Source organism: Gordonia sp. G4, from assembly GCF_057770005.1.
Genome location: NZ_CM173442.1, coordinates 2,813,738 through 2,831,317, shown reverse-complemented (window position 1 = coordinate 2,831,317; position 17,580 = coordinate 2,813,738). Strand labels below are relative to the sequence as shown.

14 protein-coding genes and 4 tRNA genes are annotated in these 17,580 nt (G+C 65.5%); 9 read left to right on the top strand and 9 right to left on the bottom strand.

What is annotated here, in order from left to right:
* Positions 1-53 precede the first annotated feature (53 nt).
* The gene (locus AC3B5T_RS12635; protein WP_488357403.1) at positions 54-656 is read right to left on the bottom strand and encodes an NUDIX hydrolase; all 603 of its coding nucleotides are present in this window, start codon (positions 654-656) and stop codon (positions 54-56) included.
* Positions 653-1,696, bottom strand: coding sequence for a hypothetical protein (locus AC3B5T_RS12630; RefSeq protein WP_488358769.1), 1,044 nt, complete (start codon positions 1,694-1,696; stop codon positions 653-655). Before AC3B5T_RS12630 ends, AC3B5T_RS12635 begins: the two co-directional genes overlap by 4 nt.
* Positions 1,697-1,935: 239 nt before the next feature.
* Here AC3B5T_RS12630 and AC3B5T_RS12625 point away from each other — a divergent pair, with 239 nt between their 5' ends.
* The gene (locus tag AC3B5T_RS12625; RefSeq protein WP_488357400.1) at positions 1,936-3,417 is read left to right on the top strand and encodes a PE-PPE domain-containing protein; all 1,482 of its coding nucleotides are present in this window, start codon (positions 1,936-1,938) and stop codon (positions 3,415-3,417) included.
* Between the two features lie 158 nt (positions 3,418-3,575).
* On the top strand, positions 3,576-5,192 hold the full coding sequence (locus AC3B5T_RS12620; RefSeq protein ID WP_488357399.1) for an HNH endonuclease signature motif containing protein: 1,617 nt from the start codon (positions 3,576-3,578) through the stop codon (positions 5,190-5,192).
* Between the two features lie 70 nt (positions 5,193-5,262).
* Here AC3B5T_RS12620 and AC3B5T_RS12615 read toward each other — a convergent pair.
* The 3 genes from AC3B5T_RS12615 to AC3B5T_RS12605 form a co-directional block, all read right to left on the bottom strand.
* A tRNA-Phe gene (locus AC3B5T_RS12615) sits at positions 5,263-5,336 on the bottom strand.
* Between the two features lie 32 nt (positions 5,337-5,368).
* Positions 5,369-5,445: transfer RNA gene (locus AC3B5T_RS12610), tRNA-Asp, on the bottom strand.
* Between the two features lie 47 nt (positions 5,446-5,492).
* Positions 5,493-5,565 (bottom strand) — tRNA-Glu (locus AC3B5T_RS12605).
* A gap of 182 nt (positions 5,566-5,747) precedes the next feature.
* Between AC3B5T_RS12605 and AC3B5T_RS12600 the strand changes: the two genes are divergently transcribed.
* The 4 genes from AC3B5T_RS12600 (at position 5,748) to AC3B5T_RS12585 (ending at position 8,408) form a co-directional block, all read left to right on the top strand.
* Positions 5,748-5,820 (top strand) — tRNA-Lys (locus tag AC3B5T_RS12600).
* 229 nt (positions 5,821-6,049) lie between these two features.
* Positions 6,050-6,478 carry a MarR family winged helix-turn-helix transcriptional regulator gene (locus AC3B5T_RS12595; protein WP_488357397.1) on the top strand — a complete coding sequence of 143 codons (429 nt, stop codon included), beginning with the start codon at positions 6,050-6,052 and terminating at the stop codon, positions 6,476-6,478.
* The gene (locus AC3B5T_RS12590) at positions 6,471-7,880 is read left to right on the top strand and encodes an MFS transporter (protein ID WP_488357395.1); all 1,410 of its coding nucleotides are present in this window, start codon (positions 6,471-6,473) and stop codon (positions 7,878-7,880) included. Before AC3B5T_RS12595 ends, AC3B5T_RS12590 begins: the two co-directional genes overlap by 8 nt.
* Before the next feature lie 177 nt (positions 7,881-8,057).
* The gene (locus AC3B5T_RS12585; RefSeq protein WP_488357393.1) at positions 8,058-8,408 is read left to right on the top strand and encodes a hypothetical protein; all 351 of its coding nucleotides are present in this window, start codon (positions 8,058-8,060) and stop codon (positions 8,406-8,408) included.
* 128 nt (positions 8,409-8,536) lie between these two features.
* Here the strand turns inward: AC3B5T_RS12585 and AC3B5T_RS12580 are convergent, their stop codons facing one another.
* The 3 genes from AC3B5T_RS12580 to istA form a co-directional block, all read right to left on the bottom strand.
* The gene (locus AC3B5T_RS12580) at positions 8,537-10,135 is read right to left on the bottom strand and encodes an IS1182 family transposase (protein ID WP_488357392.1); all 1,599 of its coding nucleotides are present in this window, start codon (positions 10,133-10,135) and stop codon (positions 8,537-8,539) included.
* A 77-nt stretch (positions 10,136-10,212) separates the two neighbouring features.
* On the bottom strand, positions 10,213-11,001 hold the full coding sequence (istB, locus tag AC3B5T_RS12575) for an IS21-like element helper ATPase IstB (RefSeq protein ID WP_457138401.1): 789 nt from the start codon (positions 10,999-11,001) through the stop codon (positions 10,213-10,215).
* Positions 10,998-12,509, bottom strand: a complete 1,512-nt coding sequence (gene istA / locus AC3B5T_RS12570) for an IS21 family transposase (RefSeq protein WP_488357390.1) — start codon at positions 12,507-12,509, stop codon at positions 10,998-11,000. Before istA ends, istB begins: the two co-directional genes overlap by 4 nt.
* Positions 12,510-13,489: 980 nt before the next feature.
* Here istA and AC3B5T_RS12565 point away from each other — a divergent pair.
* From AC3B5T_RS12565 to AC3B5T_RS12555, 3 genes are all read left to right on the top strand, one after another.
* Complete coding sequence (locus AC3B5T_RS12565) at positions 13,490-15,010, top strand: sugar transferase (RefSeq protein WP_488357388.1); 1,521 nt, start codon at positions 13,490-13,492, stop codon at positions 15,008-15,010.
* Positions 15,011-15,072: 62 nt separating this feature from the next.
* Complete coding sequence (gmd, locus tag AC3B5T_RS12560) at positions 15,073-16,104, top strand: GDP-mannose 4,6-dehydratase (RefSeq protein ID WP_488357386.1); 1,032 nt, start codon at positions 15,073-15,075, stop codon at positions 16,102-16,104.
* The gene (locus AC3B5T_RS12555; protein ID WP_488357384.1) at positions 16,101-17,120 is read left to right on the top strand and encodes a GDP-L-fucose synthase family protein; all 1,020 of its coding nucleotides are present in this window, start codon (positions 16,101-16,103) and stop codon (positions 17,118-17,120) included. Before gmd ends, AC3B5T_RS12555 begins: the two co-directional genes overlap by 4 nt.
* Here the strand turns inward: AC3B5T_RS12555 and AC3B5T_RS12550 are convergent.
* Positions 17,088-17,579, bottom strand: a complete 492-nt coding sequence (locus AC3B5T_RS12550; RefSeq protein WP_488357382.1) for an LbetaH domain-containing protein — start codon at positions 17,577-17,579, stop codon at positions 17,088-17,090. The two genes, AC3B5T_RS12555 and AC3B5T_RS12550, sit on opposite strands and share 33 nt — an antisense overlap.
* Position 17,580 lies beyond the last annotated feature (1 nt).

The window sequence follows — 17,580 nt, the reverse complement described above, 5'->3', positions numbered from 1 at the left end:
CCGGACCACGGTCCGATTTCATCCCTCGCGCTGCAGTGATGTGCGTCACACGCTCATTTCCAGGCGAACACCGGCTGCTCGAAGCCGTCGACCCGCGTCTGTCGATCCCGCAGGACGACCTCCGCGAACTGGTAGATCACCGCGGCCGTCGGCGCGTGGACGAGGGACCCGACGATCGGCAGCTGGATGACCGGCAGGTCCGACTGCGGGATGGTGAGGAACCGCGGTTCGACGAGCAGTTCCTCGAACGTGACGAAGAACAGCAGCGCCACCTCGTCGGGGTTGGGCGTCGGTTCCTGATACTCCTCGGCCCAGCAGACGATCGGCGTGATCACGAATCCCGAACGTGTCGGATAGTCGTCGAGCGTCCCGAGCACCGAACTCGGCGGCAGCTGGATGCCGAGTTCTTCGTCGAGTTCGCGCAGGCCGGCCGTGACGTGGTCCTCACCGGGGTCCAGCCGACCGCCGGGGAGTGCGAACTGGGCGGCGTGGCGTCGCATCGTCGGAGGGCGTTTGCACAGCCAGATCCCCTGGCGCCCGTCCTTCTCCGCGACCGCGAGCACTACCGAGGCGGCCCGGGCGTCGGGGACATCCGCGGTGCGACGGTCGAAGCCTTCCACACGCGCGGCGGCCACGGTCCGATCGAGGTGAGTCACACCCTCAGTTGATCATGTCCGTCATTCGACGTGGCGGCGCGCGCGAGGTGGTAGCTCACGATACTGAGGGCGAACAGCCCGAGGGCGAGGTTGAACAGGGCACCGAACCCTTCGAGCGCGAAGTCGACGAGTGCGTTCGACAGCATGAACACGAGCGCGGCGATCCGGAGCCCGCGCAGCGGCCCGGTCGGTTCGACACCGCGTCGGCGCGCGACCATCGCCGGGAGGGCCAGGGCCAGGGTGACTACCCCGCTGATCAACAGGATCCACGTGGCCGGGGTACTGCCGGTGAGCTCGATGTAGATGTCGAGTTCCTCGCTGCGGTCGCCGGTGAAGTAGAAACTCAGGACGCCGACGACGATGGTGAGGGCGGACCCCACGACCAGCCCCCATCCGACGACCGGGATCCATCGGGGACTCCGGAAGAAGTCCGGGATCAGTCCCACCGCACGGTCGCGGAGCCGCATCAACCGGTCGGGGGTGCCCTCGCTCGACTCGAGGAGCGCTCGGACGTGTCCGATCGTCTCGGTGTCGAGCCCCTTGTCCTCGGCGATCACGAGAAATTCCTCGGCCTGGCGCCGACGACGCTCCGGAAGTCCGTGCGCGACGCCGTCGGCCGCGATCACGGCCGCATTGGCGAGGGCCTCGGCGCCGGTGGGCCGCTTCATATCTCGCACGACGCGGCTGATCAGCAGGATCATCACCACGAGCACGTACATGATCTCCGCCGACGGCCCGTAGAAGTAATCGTTGTCGCGGGTGACGAATTTGCCGACCTCGTCGAGGAACAGGCCGAAACCGATGCCGCCCAAGACGATCGCGACGATCCGCGGAGTCGCCCCGAGGAACAGCCATCCGGTGATCAGCGCCAGCATCATCAGCGCCCCGCCCCACAGCGCATGCGCGATGTGCAGGGTGCCGCCACCGATCTGCGGATACCCCGTGAGGTGCAGATACAACCGAGTGACGATGATCGTCGCGATCGCGATGATCAGGAACCACTCGACGGCCGCGGTGCCGTACACGCTGCGGACGACCACCGTTGTCGTGCGAGTTCTCATTGGACGAGTATGGACGGTCGCCGATCCCGCCGGTCGAGAACTCCGCTCGTTGAGCTGGTGAATCTCGTTCCCCTGATCGGGTGAAAACCCGCCGGTAACTTGTCCCGACCGCCTGCACCTGGGGACACTTGATCGAGTTTCGAGATCGCGGAGCGACGATTGGGTATGACAACACGGGGTGTCGCGACGACGCGATATTCACAGGGGCGGGGAAACAAATGACCGGTATTCGGCAGGCGCTGCGCGCATCTTCGTTGGGGTGCGCGTTGTGCCTCGGCCTCGTCGTTCCGACGGCACTGGCGTCGACCGCGGTTGCGGCACCGGTGTTGTCGCCACAGACGCAGCAGACCATCGCCGAGCTCGACGGTGACGGAGTCTTCCGCCCTGCCGAGCCCGACGACGGGCTCGGGCCGGACTGGCTGTCCACATCGTTTCCCCGAGCGGACGGCAACACGATCGTCGTGGTGACACCCGGAACCGACGACGGCACCCTGTTCCCGCGCATTCAAGGTCTGCGCGCGGGCCGCCAGACCCTGATCATCGACTACCCAGAGGCGCTGGGACCGTTGGTCTCCGGTCGTTCGGGCGCGGTACTGCCGATCTTCGCACCGGGTTACGACGCCTCGCGCGATGTCGCCATCGACAACAACCTCGCCGTCATGCGGGCGTTCGCGCAGCAGACCGACGGACAGCCCTTCGTCGTGTACACCGGGTACTCCCAGGGAGCCGACGCACTCGGTGATGCCGCGGAGACAGCCGTGGCCGGCGGCACCATCGACGTCGACCGGTCGATGATCCTCCTCATCTCCGATCCCCGGAGCCCGTGGGGCCTCAAGGCGTGGGCCGACGAGCATCCGGTGGTCGGCGCGGTGTTCGAACTGTTCGGCGCCGAGAGCAACGGCGCGCGTGACCCAGGGGCCACGGGCGAGGACCTGGACGTGGTGTCCGTCGTCGTGGTCGGCGATCCGGTTGCCAACTTCCAGTGGAAAACGCTGCGGCCGTTGAGTTCGCTACTCGTCAACGGCGCCGGTTTCATCGCGATCCACAGCGGCCTCGGCGAGGAGAACTACGGCAACCTGATCGACTACACCGAGCCGCCGACGACCATGCGGAGCCGAGACGGTAACACCACCTACGTCGTCTACCAGCCGAAGCACCACCCGCTCACGTTGGTCGCGATGATCCTGAACGACGCCGTGGGTATCGATCCGAGCGAATCCGACATCGCCCGGTGGGACGCGGTGAACAACGCCTTCTATCCCCTGGTGACGCCATCGGCATCGAACGCCGCAGTACCGGTTGTGGATACGACGAGCGCAGCGAGGAGCCTTCCCCCGCTGGTTGAGCAGGCGACGAGCGCAGCGAGCAGCGTTCCCCCGCTGGTTGAGCAGGCGACGAGCGCAGCGAGCAGCGTTCCCCCGCTGGTTGAGCAGGCGACGAGCGCAGCGAGGAGCCGTGTCGAAACCACCCCCGAACCACAGACCACCGAAGGCGGACGCCACCGCCTGACCGGAGTCGGGCGCCATTCCACGGATGCCGAACCCTCCTCCGACAACACCGAAGCGCCAGCCGACGCCTCGAGCACACCAGACGTGAGCACACCGGACGCGGACACCGGAAACGACACTCCCGACTCCGAGACGGCCACCGAGACGGACACATCCTCTGACTCGACGGAGAGCGAGTCCGACTCTGCCTGACACGCCAGACGCCGCGCCGACGACACTCCCGGCCAGCACCCTTCGCCGGCTGCGCAGCCCATCGCCAAACCCGCTCTCTCTCAATCGCTTACCGCTCCTGTGGATTGCGATCCGGGGTTGTCGGTGGGGTGGTTTAGATTGGTGGTCAGAGGGCCGGGATGGGGACCGGCCCGCGACAGTCCGGAGTCATCGTGCGGGCATGGACCGATCTACCGAGCGAGTTTCTCGCCGGGGTCGATCCTGCCTACGCCGACGAGGACGACATGGTCACGCTGATGAACGGCCTCGGCGCCGGCAGCCGAGGCCTCTCCTACCTCGCGTGGAGCCGATACCAGACGATCGCGGTCATGTACGACCGTCTCGTCGCCGCACGCGAACACACCGACGCCTTCGTGATGGACGGTTACGCCGACTGCGCCGCTCGGATCGCGCGCCAGTCGGCCATCTCGCGTCGCCGCGCCGAGATCTTGATCGACGAGGCCCTGACCCTCCGCGACCGGTTGCCCGAGGTCGCCACGACCCTGCGCGACGGGATCCTCACCGAAGAGCAGATCCGCCTGATCATCTCGCGTACCGAACTCATCCCCGCCGACGATCCGATCATCCCGACCGTCGACGCCGAGATCGCCAGGACCATCCGTAACCGCCGAGGCTCGTGGGATCGTCCACGTCTACGCGACATGGTCGACCGACTCCTCTTCCGCCACGACCCCGACCTGGTCCGCGAGCGACGCCGCGACGCCCTCGACTCCCGCGGCGTATGGACCGACAACTTCCACGACGGCGTCGGGGAGATCACCGCTGTCATGTCGGCCGAGAACATCCGGATCAGCGCCAAAGCGGTTCGCCTACTGGCTGATTCGGTATGTGAACACGACGGCCGCCTCCTGGGTGTCCGCACCTCCGATGCGATGTTCGCGTTGCTCACCCGCACCGCATTCGAATGTCACTGCGACCGTGACGACTGCACCGCCCGTATCCCCGACGCCGACTCGCTCCTCGCCGCCCTCAGGTCCGAGGTCGTCATCCATGTCGTCACCGACGCCGCGACTCTCGCCGGCGCATCCGGGCCCGGGTTCCTCGACGGGTACGGCGTCATCTCCGACGAACACGTCCGCGACCTCGCCGCCCGCGAGGACGCCACACTGACACCCGTCACACCCAAACGGACCCGACCGATCCCTGGCGATACCGACCCCGAGGCGGGCACCACAGTCGTCTACCCCGGCGCGCAGCCGTCCGATCCCTATCGCCCGACCTCCGCCTGCGCGGACTTCGTTCGGGTCCGGGACGGGTACTGCACCGAGCCGGGCTGTGAGCGTTCGGCTTTCGAGTGCGATCTCGACCACGTGACCGAGTACGACCACACCAGCCCCGCCCAAGGCGGCGCGACGTCGAGCGACAACCTGAACGCGAAGTGCCGCGCGGGTCATCTCCACAAAACACATGGCGACTGGGTCGACGAGCAGTATCGCGATGAGGACGGCCGCCTGGTCACCGAGTACGTCACTCCGGAGGGTGTCACCATCCGCGGCGACGCGGAAACACTGGAGGATCTGTTCCCCAACCTGCGCCGCATCCGGTTCGAACAGGCAGCGCAGGCGCCGCCGTCACCGCGAACGATCGCTCCGGACGACGATCCGCGTCCGACCACGAACCGACTCGCCGCGAAACTGGCCCGTCGGCGGGCGGAGCGTGCCCGCAACCGGAAACAGCGCGAAGCCGAACTCGAGGCCGACCGTCAGGACTTCCTCGACAACCCGCCGCCGTTCTGACCATGGCCCGGAAGAAACCCCGTGCGATGCAAAAATCTCCACCAGCTGAGGCTGGTGGAGATTTGCGTTGTGGCCAGAGTCGGGATCGAACCGACGACCTTCCGCTTTTCAGGCGGACGCTCGTACCAACTGAGCTACCTGGCCGGAAGGAACCGATTCAACGAACCGAAACCTTTTGGCGACCCTGACGGGACTCGAACCCGCGACCTCCGCCGTGACAGGGCGGCGCGCTAACCAACTGCGCCACAGGGCCTTGTTCAATTATCTGCACGGTCCTCGTTGCCGAGTGCCGGGCAGGCGTACCCCCTACGGGATTCGAACCCGCGCTACCGCCTTGAAAGGGCGGCGTCCTAGGCCGCTAGACGAAGGGGGCCGGTCGTGTTCTCCGTTGGGAGCTTGGATAGCTTATGACACGTCTCGCGCAAACCACAAATCGCCTGATCAGGCGCATAAACGTGTCGTCTGGAGCAGTCCGACGACACGCCCGCCGAGGCGCCCGTTCGCCCGGCTTCTACACGTTGTAAACTCATCGACGCCCCGGCCGACCGGGGCCCTGCCCCTATAGCTCAGTTGGTAGAGCTACGGACTTTTAATCCGCAGGTCCCAGGTTCGAGCCCTGGTGGGGGCACCGAAGTCCGCCTAATAAGTGCCGATTCGTCCGTGCAATCCAACGGCCCAGAGCGGCACCCGGCATCGATGAACTCACTCCTGGGTAGAGGGCTGCGCACTGCAGCGAACTTCGCGCGTGAGGGCGTCTTTGAATCGCCAATCACCATGTGACACCGGCGTCGCCCCGAAATCCGGATGGTGGCACATGTCACCAACTAGACTGATCAAACTAGTTGTACGGTTCAACGATGCTGTCCGATCACGAGTTGGCACTGGAGCTCCGCGAAGCGATCCGGCCCCTCATCCGCCGACTGAACAACAAGCGCACCCTGTCGCTCGGGAAGTCGGGGGTACTAGCCCGCCTGTCCGAACGCGGGCGAGCTACCGCGGCCGAGCTGGCGGCCGCCGAGCAGATCAGCGCGCAAGCGATCACGTCGGCCGTGCGTGAACTGGAGAGTCTGAACCTGGTCGAGCGTCACACCGATGACGTCGACCGACGGAAGATCTGGGTGCAGTTGACCGACGACGGCCACCGCCGACTCGACAGGGATCGCGAGGTCGGCCAGCGCTGGTTGTCCGAGACCCTGTCGACACGGCTGGACACCGACGAGCGGGCCGCTCTGCGTGCCGCAATCCCAGTGCTGCGCAAGCTGAGTGCGGAGCCGACCGATGACTGAACACCCCGCGAACACGCGATTGCTCCCGGTTCTGATCTATGCCGCGCTCTGCACGGCGATCGTCAGTTCGCTCGGGATGCTGCTGGTCCCATCCATCTCACAAGAATTCGACGTCTCGGTCAGCTCGGCACAGTGGATGCTCACCGTCAACCTGCTCGTAGGGGCGGTCGTCACCCCGGTCATGGGACGGCTCAGCGACGGCCCACACAAGAAGCGCCTCCTGATCTGGTCGCTGCTGATTATCCTCACCGGCTCCATCTTGGCCGCCTTGGCACCGAACTTCACCGTCTTCCTGATTGGTCGGGCGCTACAGGGCCTCACGTACGGCATCGTGCCGGTCACGATTGCGCTCGCCCGGCGATATCTGCCCGCGGAGAAGGCGGCTCACGGAATCTCGAGTCTGTCAGTGACTGTCGCCACCGGGATCGGCGTCGGCTATCCACTGACCGGCATCATCGCGGGTTCGGCCGACTACCGGGCGGCATTCTGGTTCGCGGCGGCCTTCGTTTTGACTGCCGTCGTCGTCGTGATCCGCGCAATCCCCGGGGGTCCGGACGAACAGGCGCCAAGGCTGCCCTTCGACTTCCCCGGCGCCGCACTCCTCGGTCTGGGCCTGGGCACCGCACTCCTCTCGATCAGTGAAGGGGCCAACTGGGGTTGGGGAGCGGCACCGACCGTGACCACGTCTGTGTTGGCGGCCGTCGTTCTTGGCGTCTGGGTACTGGTTGAGCTGCGCGTGCCCCATCCACTGATCAACATCCGGGTTTTGAACAACGGTGATGCGGTCCTGGCGAACGCCACCGCGATCGGGCTGGGAACCGTGATGTACATGAGTTTGTCGATCGGTAGCCTGATCGCTCAGGCACCCGCCGACACCGGATACGGCATCGCGCTGCCGGTTTTCTGGGCCGGGTTCGTGATGTTTCCGCTGTCGGTGGGCAGCTTCGGCGCCAATCGACTCGCACGCCGTATCGCAGTGCGCGTTCGGGCGGCCGCGCTCCTGCCCGTGGGGGCCGCCATCGTCACCGTTGGCTCCGTGCTGCTGTTGTTCGCTCACGACCACTTGTGGGAGATCATGCTCGGAATGTTCATGTTCGGCGCCGGTATCGGCCTCACTTACGCATCGATGCCCGCTTTGATCGCCCGCACGGTCGCCGCCGAGGAACTCGGCAGCGCGGTAAGTTTCAATCAGGTGCTCCGTACCGCCGGCGGCTCGTTGGGTGCCGCGATCTCCGGCGCCGTCCTAGCCGCGAACATCGGACCCGACATGCATCCCACCGGCGCGGGAATCTCGCTCGCGCTCACGATCGGTAGCGTGGGTTGCACACTGGTCCTGATCGCCCTGGTGATCAACTACATCTCGTCGCGCTCTCCACGGAGCCTGTCAGCTCGCGAACAGTGACCAAGCGGACGGTTCCAACTCGCCCGTGCCGTTCGCACCGGGGTCGTCGAGTCCAACGGTTGTCACGGATCTGTGTTGAGCCAATCGCCAAGTGTCACCTGAACGGTTGAATCCGTAGGCCGGGCAGTAATTTTCGAACACACTCCGCCGATACTGCCGAGGTGGTCCGGATTCGCCTTGCTTTCACGCAGCTCTCACCATCGCGCTCTGCTGGGCGATCGCGCCGCCGGCGCGGCAGCTCCGAGCGCTCCTGAGTACGTCGCCCTGGGCGACTCCCGCGCCGCCGCGCCCACCCGAACCTCGGCCCGCCAGCCGGACGGGTGCGGCCGTACGCCCGACGGCTACCCGACGCATGTCGCCGCCCAACTCGGCGTGACCTACAAGTCGGTTGCCTGCGTCAACGCGCTGGCATTTTTCGAGCGATTCGACGCGATCCTCCGATCAGCCGCCGTCACCCGATCGATGACCTTCGTCGACGTAGCCTCCGTGTCAACGGCCAGTTTGATGTCCCCGCTGGTGGCCAGGTAAAAGTCCCCACCCTGTGCGGGATGTTCTAGGAGGCTGCTGAATTATTGGTTTCCTGGGCTGGGGGTTGTGGTCGGGTTGTCGGTCTCGCCTGGCTGTGATTGTGGGGGTGGCCTGGATGCCGAGCTGGCTCAGGCCAGGGTCCAGGTGTTGTGGGTAATGCTCAGGCCCAGGCTGGCCAGTCGGCGGAGGTTGAGCGCGGCGACGCGGTGGTGGAGCCAGTTGTTGTTGTTCTCGACACCGCGGAAGGGCACGCGGCGGTTGTGTCGGGTCAGCCAGGCGATGGATCGTTCCACCATCGGCCGATGTTGCCGGTAAGTGTCCTGAATATGGTTGTCGGCAAATTGTTTTCGGTGTTCGCGCTGCAGTTGGTGATGTTCACCGAGAACAATCTTGCGGCCCCGAGGCGATGTGGTGCAGCGCTGGCGCAGTGGGCAGCCGCGGCAACCCGCGCCGAAGGTGACCCGCCCTTTCGCGGTGACCGGCCGAGTCAGATTGTTCGGGCAGGTCAACGTGTTCGTGGTGGCGTCGTAGGTGAAGTCGTCGCCGACGAAACCACCCTTGACGGCCGGGCGGTGTGGCCAGGGTTTGAGGACCGCAGTCCAGTTGGTAGGTGCCAGCGACGAGAGCATGGCCCCGGTCGCGTATGCCGAGTCGCCGAGGACCTCGAGGTCAGCAGCGCTGTCGGCGACGGTGGTGTCGGTGGGCAGCAATCGCGCCCCGACTGTGGCATCGGAGTTGTCCTCGCCAGCGGCTTTGGTCAGCTCGGTGGCGGTGACCAGCCCGGTATCGGGTTCGACCACGACATGGGCTTTGAACCCGTCCTGGCGGCGGGACTGGGTTTTATGAGCATGCCGGGCATCGGTATCGACCGTGGAGATCACCCGATCCGGGGCGGTCCTGCGCGCGATCTGCCAACGACCGTCGGTGCCGTCAGAGCCGGCGGCGGGTTCGACATCCTGGCCGGCCACCAACGCCAGCAACGCCACCGCCTGCTGCTCGGATTCGTTATCGGGCTTCTTGGCGATCGCGGTGAGGTCGAGGTCGTCGAGCACGGCCAGGGCGTCGTTGACCAGGGCGCTCACCAAATCGTGTTGGGCCTGTTCATCGTCCCAGGCGATGCGGGGTTTGCCGGTCTGCTCATACCCGGAGCCGGTCAGGGCGGCCAGCCGGGTGGCCCGCCCGGCCACCACCACCTGCGCGCCCTCGACGTCGCGGGCCACCCGCCGTATCGCCGCGATCAGCTGAGTCACGGTGTCTTGGCGGGCCACCGCATCATCGAGCACCGTCGAGTCCAGTGCCCGGCGATGTTTGCCCGCCACCGCCCCGGTCTCGGTGATGACCTCGCGAACCTTCTCGAAAATCAGGTGTGGCCGCTCGCAGCCAGCCAGCCGACGCCGCCAATACGTCAACGTGGACGGATGAAACCCTTTCGTGCCCAACGTGAATCCACACGCCGCTTTCCACCGCAGATCGAACATGACCGCCTCAGCGGCCTCACGATCAGAGAGCCCGTGCAGGGTTTGCAACACGATCACCGAGGCCATCGTCTCGGCCGGGATCGACGGCCGGCCCCGCCCGCTGGGAAACAGCTCCGCAAACATCGCCGCCGGGAACAACCGTTCCCGATGCTCGGCGAGCAACGCGAACACACTGCCCGCCGGCAACAGATGCCCGACCAGCGACCTCACATCCAGGAACTCATCCTGATGATCTGACTCACCCTGCATACCGTCCAGGATCCCAGCCCACCAGCACCAACACGAACCAGCCACGCCGAAAACGACCGCGATTATTCAGCAGTCTCCTAGGTGGGTGGCACCTCCGTTCGGTGTGTCATGCGGTAGGAGTCGCCGTCGGTGATGACGATGGTGGCGTGGTGTAGGAGCCGGTCGAGGATGCTGGCGGCGGTGGTGTGTTCGGGCAGGAATCGTCCCCATTGTTCGAAGGGCCAGTGGCTGGCGATCGCGAGAGATCGGCGTTCGTAGGCGCCGGCGACGAGCCGGAACAGTAGTTGGGTGCCGGTGTCGTCGAGTGGTGCGAATCCGATCTCGTCGAGGATGAGCAGATCTTGGCGTAGCAGGGTGTCGATGGTTCTGCCGACGGTGTTGTCGGCCAGTCCGCGATACAGGGTCTCCACGAGGTCGGCGGCGGTGAAGTACCGCACTTTGTGTCCGGCGTGTACTGCGGCGATCCCCAGCCCGATCAGGGTGTGACTCTTACCCGTCCCGGCTGGGCCGATCAAGGCCAGATTGTGTTGGGCTCGAACCCATTCCAGTGAGGATAGGTATTCGAAGGTATTGGCCGGGATGGAGGATGCGGCCACGTCGAACGATTCCAAGGTTTTGGTGACCGGGAACCCGGCAGCTTTTAGTCGGTTGCGGATGTTGGAGGCATCACGAGCGGCGATCTCGGCTTCGACCAGGGTTCGCAGTACTTCTTCGGGTGTCCATCGCTGGGTTTTCGCGGTGAGCAGGACCTCGGGTGCGGTGCGGCGGATCGAGGCGAGCTTCAATCGGCGTAGCGCTTGGTCGAGGTCGGCCGGTAGTGGCGGCACTGTCTGAGGTGCAACGGGTGTCGATGTTGTGGTGGTCATGACACCTCCTTGTCGCCGGCGCCGAGCTTGTAGGCATCCAGCGAGCGGGTGGGCGCGGTAGGCAGGTGCCCGAGCAGTGCTGTGCCGGCCGGTCGCGGGTTGGGGGTGCCGGCTCCGGCATCGAGGATCGAGCGCACATCGGCGGCCTTGAACCGTCGGAATGCCACCGCCCTGGTCAGGGCGGTGAGCACCTGTTCGTGGCCGTGGGAGGTGACGAGCCCGAGGATGTCGTCGAGTTCACCGCCCAGGCGGGTGTTCCCGATGGCCGCGGCACCGACCAGGAACTGCTCAGCAACCTCACCGAGATCGCAGAACTGCTTCTCTGCTGCGGTTTTGGGTCGTGGTGCACGACTGGGCGGGGTGCGTGGCCCCCCGTAGTGGGCATCGTTGAGGACGACCTCTCCGGGTGCGGCCAACAGATGATCGGCGACCACCTCACCGGAGGCAGGTTCGGCGATCAGGAGCCGTTCACCGTCCTGGATGAGGGTCACGGTGGTGCCGATGAGCCGGTTGGGTACCGAGTAGCGGGCCGAGGCGTACCGGATACAGGAGAGGCGATCGACCTTACGGGTGACCGGCGGTGGACCGACCTGGGCCCGCAGAGACGGCAACGGGCTCAATGTGTCTCGTTCGATCGTGAGTTGGTCAGCAGGCACGCACAGTGTGTCGCTGTGACGGCGGGTGTTGACCTCGACACACCAGTCCCGCGCGGCCCGGTTCGCTGCGTGCACATCCAGCTGCACGTCGTCACGACCAGCAGCGATCTTGGCTTCGGTCCACAACGGCTGCGCCAGATCCGACTGCGCGTACCCGCAGAGGTTCTCCACGATCCCTTTCGATTCCGGATCGGCGCCGTGACAGAAGTCCGGGGAAAACCCGTAGTGGGTGGCAAACCGCACATACGTGGGGGTGGGTACGACGACGTTGGCGACGACTCCACCTTTGAGGCAACCCATCCGATCAGCGAGTACCTTGTTGGGCACTCCACCGATCTCTTCTAACGCTTCGGCGATGAATCCGAGTGTGGTGATGGATGTTTCGTTGGTGGCGAACCGAACGAACCGCCACCGCGAGAACGCCAACACCGCGCAGAACATGTGCAGCCCGCCGATTACGGCCCAATCGATGACCAGGTAGTCACCCGGAGCCCACACCGCCGGGCGGCGGCCACGATGATGATCACGGCGCCACTGTGTTTTCTCCTGGGCGACGAGACGACGGAAGTTGCGGGCCGAGCCCTCATAGCCCGCGGCACGTGCTACCGGCAGCAGTCGCTTGGCGGTGATCCGGCCGTGTGACCGCTCGACTCGCTCAGCGACCAACTCGGCGACCGCATCGTAGTTGCGGGCCCGTTCCTTGCGGTCGGGTGGTTGATCGTCGGCCTCGAACCGGTCGACCACACGCTTGACGGTCTTGTGGGTGGTGCCGCACACCTCGGCTGCGGCGCGATAGCTTCCGAGTTCTCGGTAAGCAGAAATGATGTCCATACGGTCCTTCGCAGACTTCAATGGAACTCCCAGGCGGTGATGGTGATCGGTTGGCACCTTCACCGTCATCGCCTGGGCCCTCAGTTCCGGGTCGACACGACGAACACAGGGTGGGGACTTTTATCTGGCCACCAGCGGGGACCTCGACCTGGCCACCAATGGGGACTTTCTCATGGCCATGGACACCTCCGCCGCCGTCGGGCACGACGCATGTTCCGGCGCAGCCAGATGGTTCGAAGGAAATACCTCGCAGTCCCAGACCCAACCCCGCCATCCGACGCCACTCGGAAGTAGAGCAATCGCAGAGCTGATCGTGGAAGCCCTCTGACCTCTCGAGCGGTGTGGGTCTGCCCGGACACGCCGACTCGGTACAAAACTGTGCCAACTCGCCGGCATGTTCACCAGCGCTCGATTCGACGCTGTCGAGAGACGTTGTCGACCGAAAGACTCGCTTCCATTCATCCTTTTACCTCCGATTTTTGAACGCCTCGATCGCATCCGAGGTCGGCCGGAGAAACCATTCACAAACACATGCGGTCAATAGTCAACCGAGATTCATCAACCGTGGATTGTCAACTCGCAAGACACAAGTGAGCATCAGCCTCCGCCGACTTCAACGCAACCGATCGCCACGTCCGACGACCGACTGCGGATATCCCCTGGTCAAGCGGCATATCCGAGGTCCGATGGGACCGCCCTCCCCGTTCTGCTGGGCCCTGCCTCATCCGCTGGAACACTCGACAAGAATCATTTGACAATCGATTCATAGCCCGGTCCCGGCGGGGTCGACAATGTTCGAGAATTGCGCGCAGGCAGGACAATTGAGTCACTCGTCCAAGTTCGACCGGTTCCCCACAATGGACTGTGGTTCGTTTGGACCAACGCCGAAATCATTCTGCGAAAAAGCTCTGGAATGCGTTGTAGGGTTCCGAATTGCCAAGGCGGCTGCGAGCCGATCGCATCAATCGACCGCGCCTCTTGGGTTCACTCAGGGGGAGTACATGAGCGTTCCAGTTGACCGGTTCACGCGTGCCTTCATCGGCACGGAGCATGTGCCGGGCACGGTGTCGGCCACGTCGCAGGGTTGGCTTGTCCAGTACGCGCGGCACGTCGCGTGGACCGATCTGTCACTCATCTCGATAGCCGTCCTGGCCGGGCAGTTCCTCCGGTTCGGCGCCGACCCGTTCCGGCCGATCGGTCGCGACGGAATCCCCGCACTCCTGGTCACCGCGACGCTCATCGTCGGATGGCAGACGGCATTGCGCATCGGACAGGCCGGTGATCCACGCATCCTCGGCACCGGACCTGTTGAGTACCACCGGGTCCTGAGCGCGTGCTTCGTCTGCTTCGGCGCCTGGGCGATCATCGACCTCGCATTCGCTCTGGGCATCGCACGGGGTTTCATCGCGATCGCTCTCCCGGCCGGGACCCTGATGCTCGTCGCCGGCCGATGGGCCTGGCGCAAACACCTGCTGATCGGACGCGAGAGCGGACGATTCCTGCGATCGGTGCTGGTCGTCGGCTCACGATCCTCGACGCGAGCACTCATCGATCGGTTGGCCACGAATCCCGCTCTCGGGTACCGGGTCGTCGGGGTGTGCCTCACCGATCCGCCCGGCTCAGCGCCGACACCGAGGTTCGTCGGCGACGCGACCCAGGGCGTGGTCGCCGACGTACCGGTGTTCGCCGGCTACGACCGCGCGGCCGAACTGGTCCGCACATGCGGGGCCAACACCGTTGCGGTCACCTCCGCCGATGCGCTCGGGCATCGGGCGATGCGTGAACTCTCATGGGAACTCGAGAACTGTGATGTCGAGATGCTTGTGGCCCCGGGACTGATCGACGTCGCCGGCCCGCGTATCACCATGCGTCCCGAGGCGGGCCTCCCCCTGTTGCACATCGACCGTCCGCGGTACAAGGGGGCCAACCGATTTCTGAAGCTGACCTTCGACAAGGTTCTGACAGTCTTTGCCCTGCTTTTTCTTTCGCCGTTGCTCGCACTGTGCGCGGTGGCCGTGAAACTCGACAGCAGAGGCCCGGTGTTCTACCGCGCCGAACGCATCGGCACCGACAACACGCCGTTCTCCATGTGGAAGTTCCGGTCGATGGTCGTCGACGCGGACACCATGCGCGCCGGTCTCGCCGTCCGCGACGACGGGAACGGGGTCCTCTTCAAGCTCCACGCCGACCCTCGGGTCACCCGTGTCGGCCGAATCATCCGGCGCTACAGCCTCGACGAACTGCCGCAGCTGTTCAACGTGCTGGGCGGGACGATGAGCCTCGTCGGCCCGCGCCCACCCCTGCGCGAGGAGGTCGAGTCCTATGACCCGGTCGTCCGTCGGCGCATGCTCGTCCGGCCCGGGATGACAGGACTGTGGCAGATCTCCGGTCGCAGTGACCTGTCCTGGGAGGACTCCGTCCGACTCGACCTCTCCTACGTCGAGAACTGGTCACTGACAACCGACCTCGTCATCCTCTGGCGTACCGCGAGCGCCGTCCTCTCTCGTCGGGGCGCCTATTGACCGCCGCGTCCGCCCCTCATCCGAACCATCACCACGGCTCGACAACACCCTAAGGAAGCACCATGAAGAAGGCCCTGATCACCGGGATCACCGGTCAGGACGGCTCCTACCTCGCCGAACTGCTCCTGTCCAAAGGCTATGAGGTACACGGATTGATCCGACGCTCGTCGTCGTTCAACACCGCCCGGATCGACCACCTCTACCAGGACCCGCACGACCCGTTCGCCCGACTGTTCCTTCATTACGGGGATCTCAGCGACGGTGCGCGCCTGGTCACGCTGCTGGCATCGATCGACCCGAACGAGGTCTACAATCTGGCCGCGCAGTCGCACGTCCGCGTCAGTTTCGACGAGCCCGAGCACACCGGGGACACCACCGGGATCGGGTCGGTCCGATTGCTGGAAGCCGTGCGTCAGGCCGGCATCCGATGCCGGTATTACCAGGCATCCAGCTCGGAGATGTTCGGCGCGTCTCCCCCGCCGCAGAACGAGGACACCCTGTTCTATCCGCGATCCCCGTACGGAGCGGCGAAGGTCTACTCGTACTGGGTCACCCGCAACTACCGCGAGGCCTATGGCCTGTTCGCCGTCAACGGCATCTTGTTCAACCACGAATCACCGCGTCGTGGAGAGACTTTCGTGACGCGCAAGATAACCCGCGCGGTCGCCCGGATCAAGGCCGGCGTGCAGAAGGACCTCTACATGGGCAACCTCGACGCCGTGCGCGACTGGGGGTACGCGCCGGAGTACGTCGAGGGCATGTGGCGCATGCTGCAGGCCGACGAACCCTCCGACTACGTCCTCGCGACCGGCGTGCCCTTCACCGTCCGCGACTTCCTCCAGCACGCCTTCGATCACGCCGGCCTCGACTGGCGCGAGCACGTCGTGTTCGACGAGCGGTACCTGCGCCCCACCGAGGTCGATTCGCTGATCGGCGATGCGTCGAAGGCCGAACTGGACCTCGGGTGGCGCGCTGCGGTCCGCGCGCCGGAGCTCGCACGGATCATGGTCGACGCCGACATCGCGGCCCTGAAATGCGAGGGCACCGAGTGGATCGACAAGCCGCACCTGCTCGCCTGGAGTCGCGCGTCATGACGATGTCCACCGCTCGAACGAGCTGGTCACCGGGGCCACTCGACCCGTCGGCCTCCTTCTACGTCGCGGGTCATCGCGGCCTCGCCGGTTCGGCTCTCGTGCGAGCGCTCCGGCGGCGCGGGATCACCGACATCATCGGTCGCACGAGCCGCCGGCTCGACCTCCGGGACCGGCACAGCGTCTTCGAGTTCTTCGCGCACACCACACCAGACGTGGTGATCTTGGCCGCCGCCCGGGTCGGCGGGATCGCCGCCAACAACAGGTGGCCCGTCGATTTTCTCTCCGAGAATCTGCGCATCCAGGTCAACGTCCTCGACGCTGCTGCCGCCTACGGCGTCGAGCGCCTGCTGTTCCTCGGGTCGTCGTGCATCTACCCGAAGTTCGCCCCGCAGCCGATCCGCGAGGACGCGCTGCTGACCGGCGCCCTGGAACCGACCAACGACGCGTACGCGATCGCCAAGATCGCGGGAATCATGCAGGTGCAGGCAACGCGACGGCAGTACGGGTTGCCCTGGATCTCCGCGATGCCCACGAATCTGTACGGGCCGAACGACAACTTCTCCGGGGAGACGAGCCACCTGCTGCCGGCGATGATCCGACGGTACGAATCGGCGCGCCGGGGGGCCGCGCCGAGTGTGACCAACTGGGGAAGCGGAACACCGCGCCGCGAGCTTCTCCACGCCGACGACATGGCCGAAGCCTGCCTGTACCTGCTCGAACACCACGACGATCCCCGTCAGGTGAACATCGGGACCGGCGTGGACCACTCGATCGCCGAGATCGCCGAGATCGTGGCCGACGCGGTGGGTTACGACGGCACGGTCGAGTGGGACACCACCAAGCCCGATGGAACGCCGCGGAAGCTGCTCGACGTCAGCACCATTCACGAACTGGGATGGCGGCCGACGATCGGTCTCGAACGGGGTGTCGCGGAGGTCATCGACTGGTACCGGTCGGCCTACCACTCAGCGCGCGTGGGCAACTCACAGATCGGGGCCGGCGATGTCCGGGTCTGAGTCGTCGGTGATCACCGACGCCACCACCACCGTTCCGGGCGCGACGTCCCGGGAGACCGTCGCGGCGGCCCCCACCACCGCGCGTCGTCCGATGGTCACCGGGCCGGTCACACGCGCTCGCAACGCGATCCACGCACCGTCCTCCACGACGAGCTCCCCGAGCGCATCGGCCGGACACAGCAGTGCGGCGGCTTGCGAGACCACGACGTTCGCGCCGATCCGGATCGAACCCGCACTGTCGAGGGTCACCGCCTCACCGATCCACGAGTCTTCGCCGATCGCAAGCCGCGCCGGACTGGTCACCCGCACCCGGGGCCGCATCAGCACGCCGCGACCGATCTGCGCACCGAACACCCGAAGCACCGCCAGGCGAACGGAATTGGGCACGAACACCCATCCGATCGCGCGCATCACGAAAGGCCAAGCCAGCGATGACAACTGAGCTAACACGATCGCCATC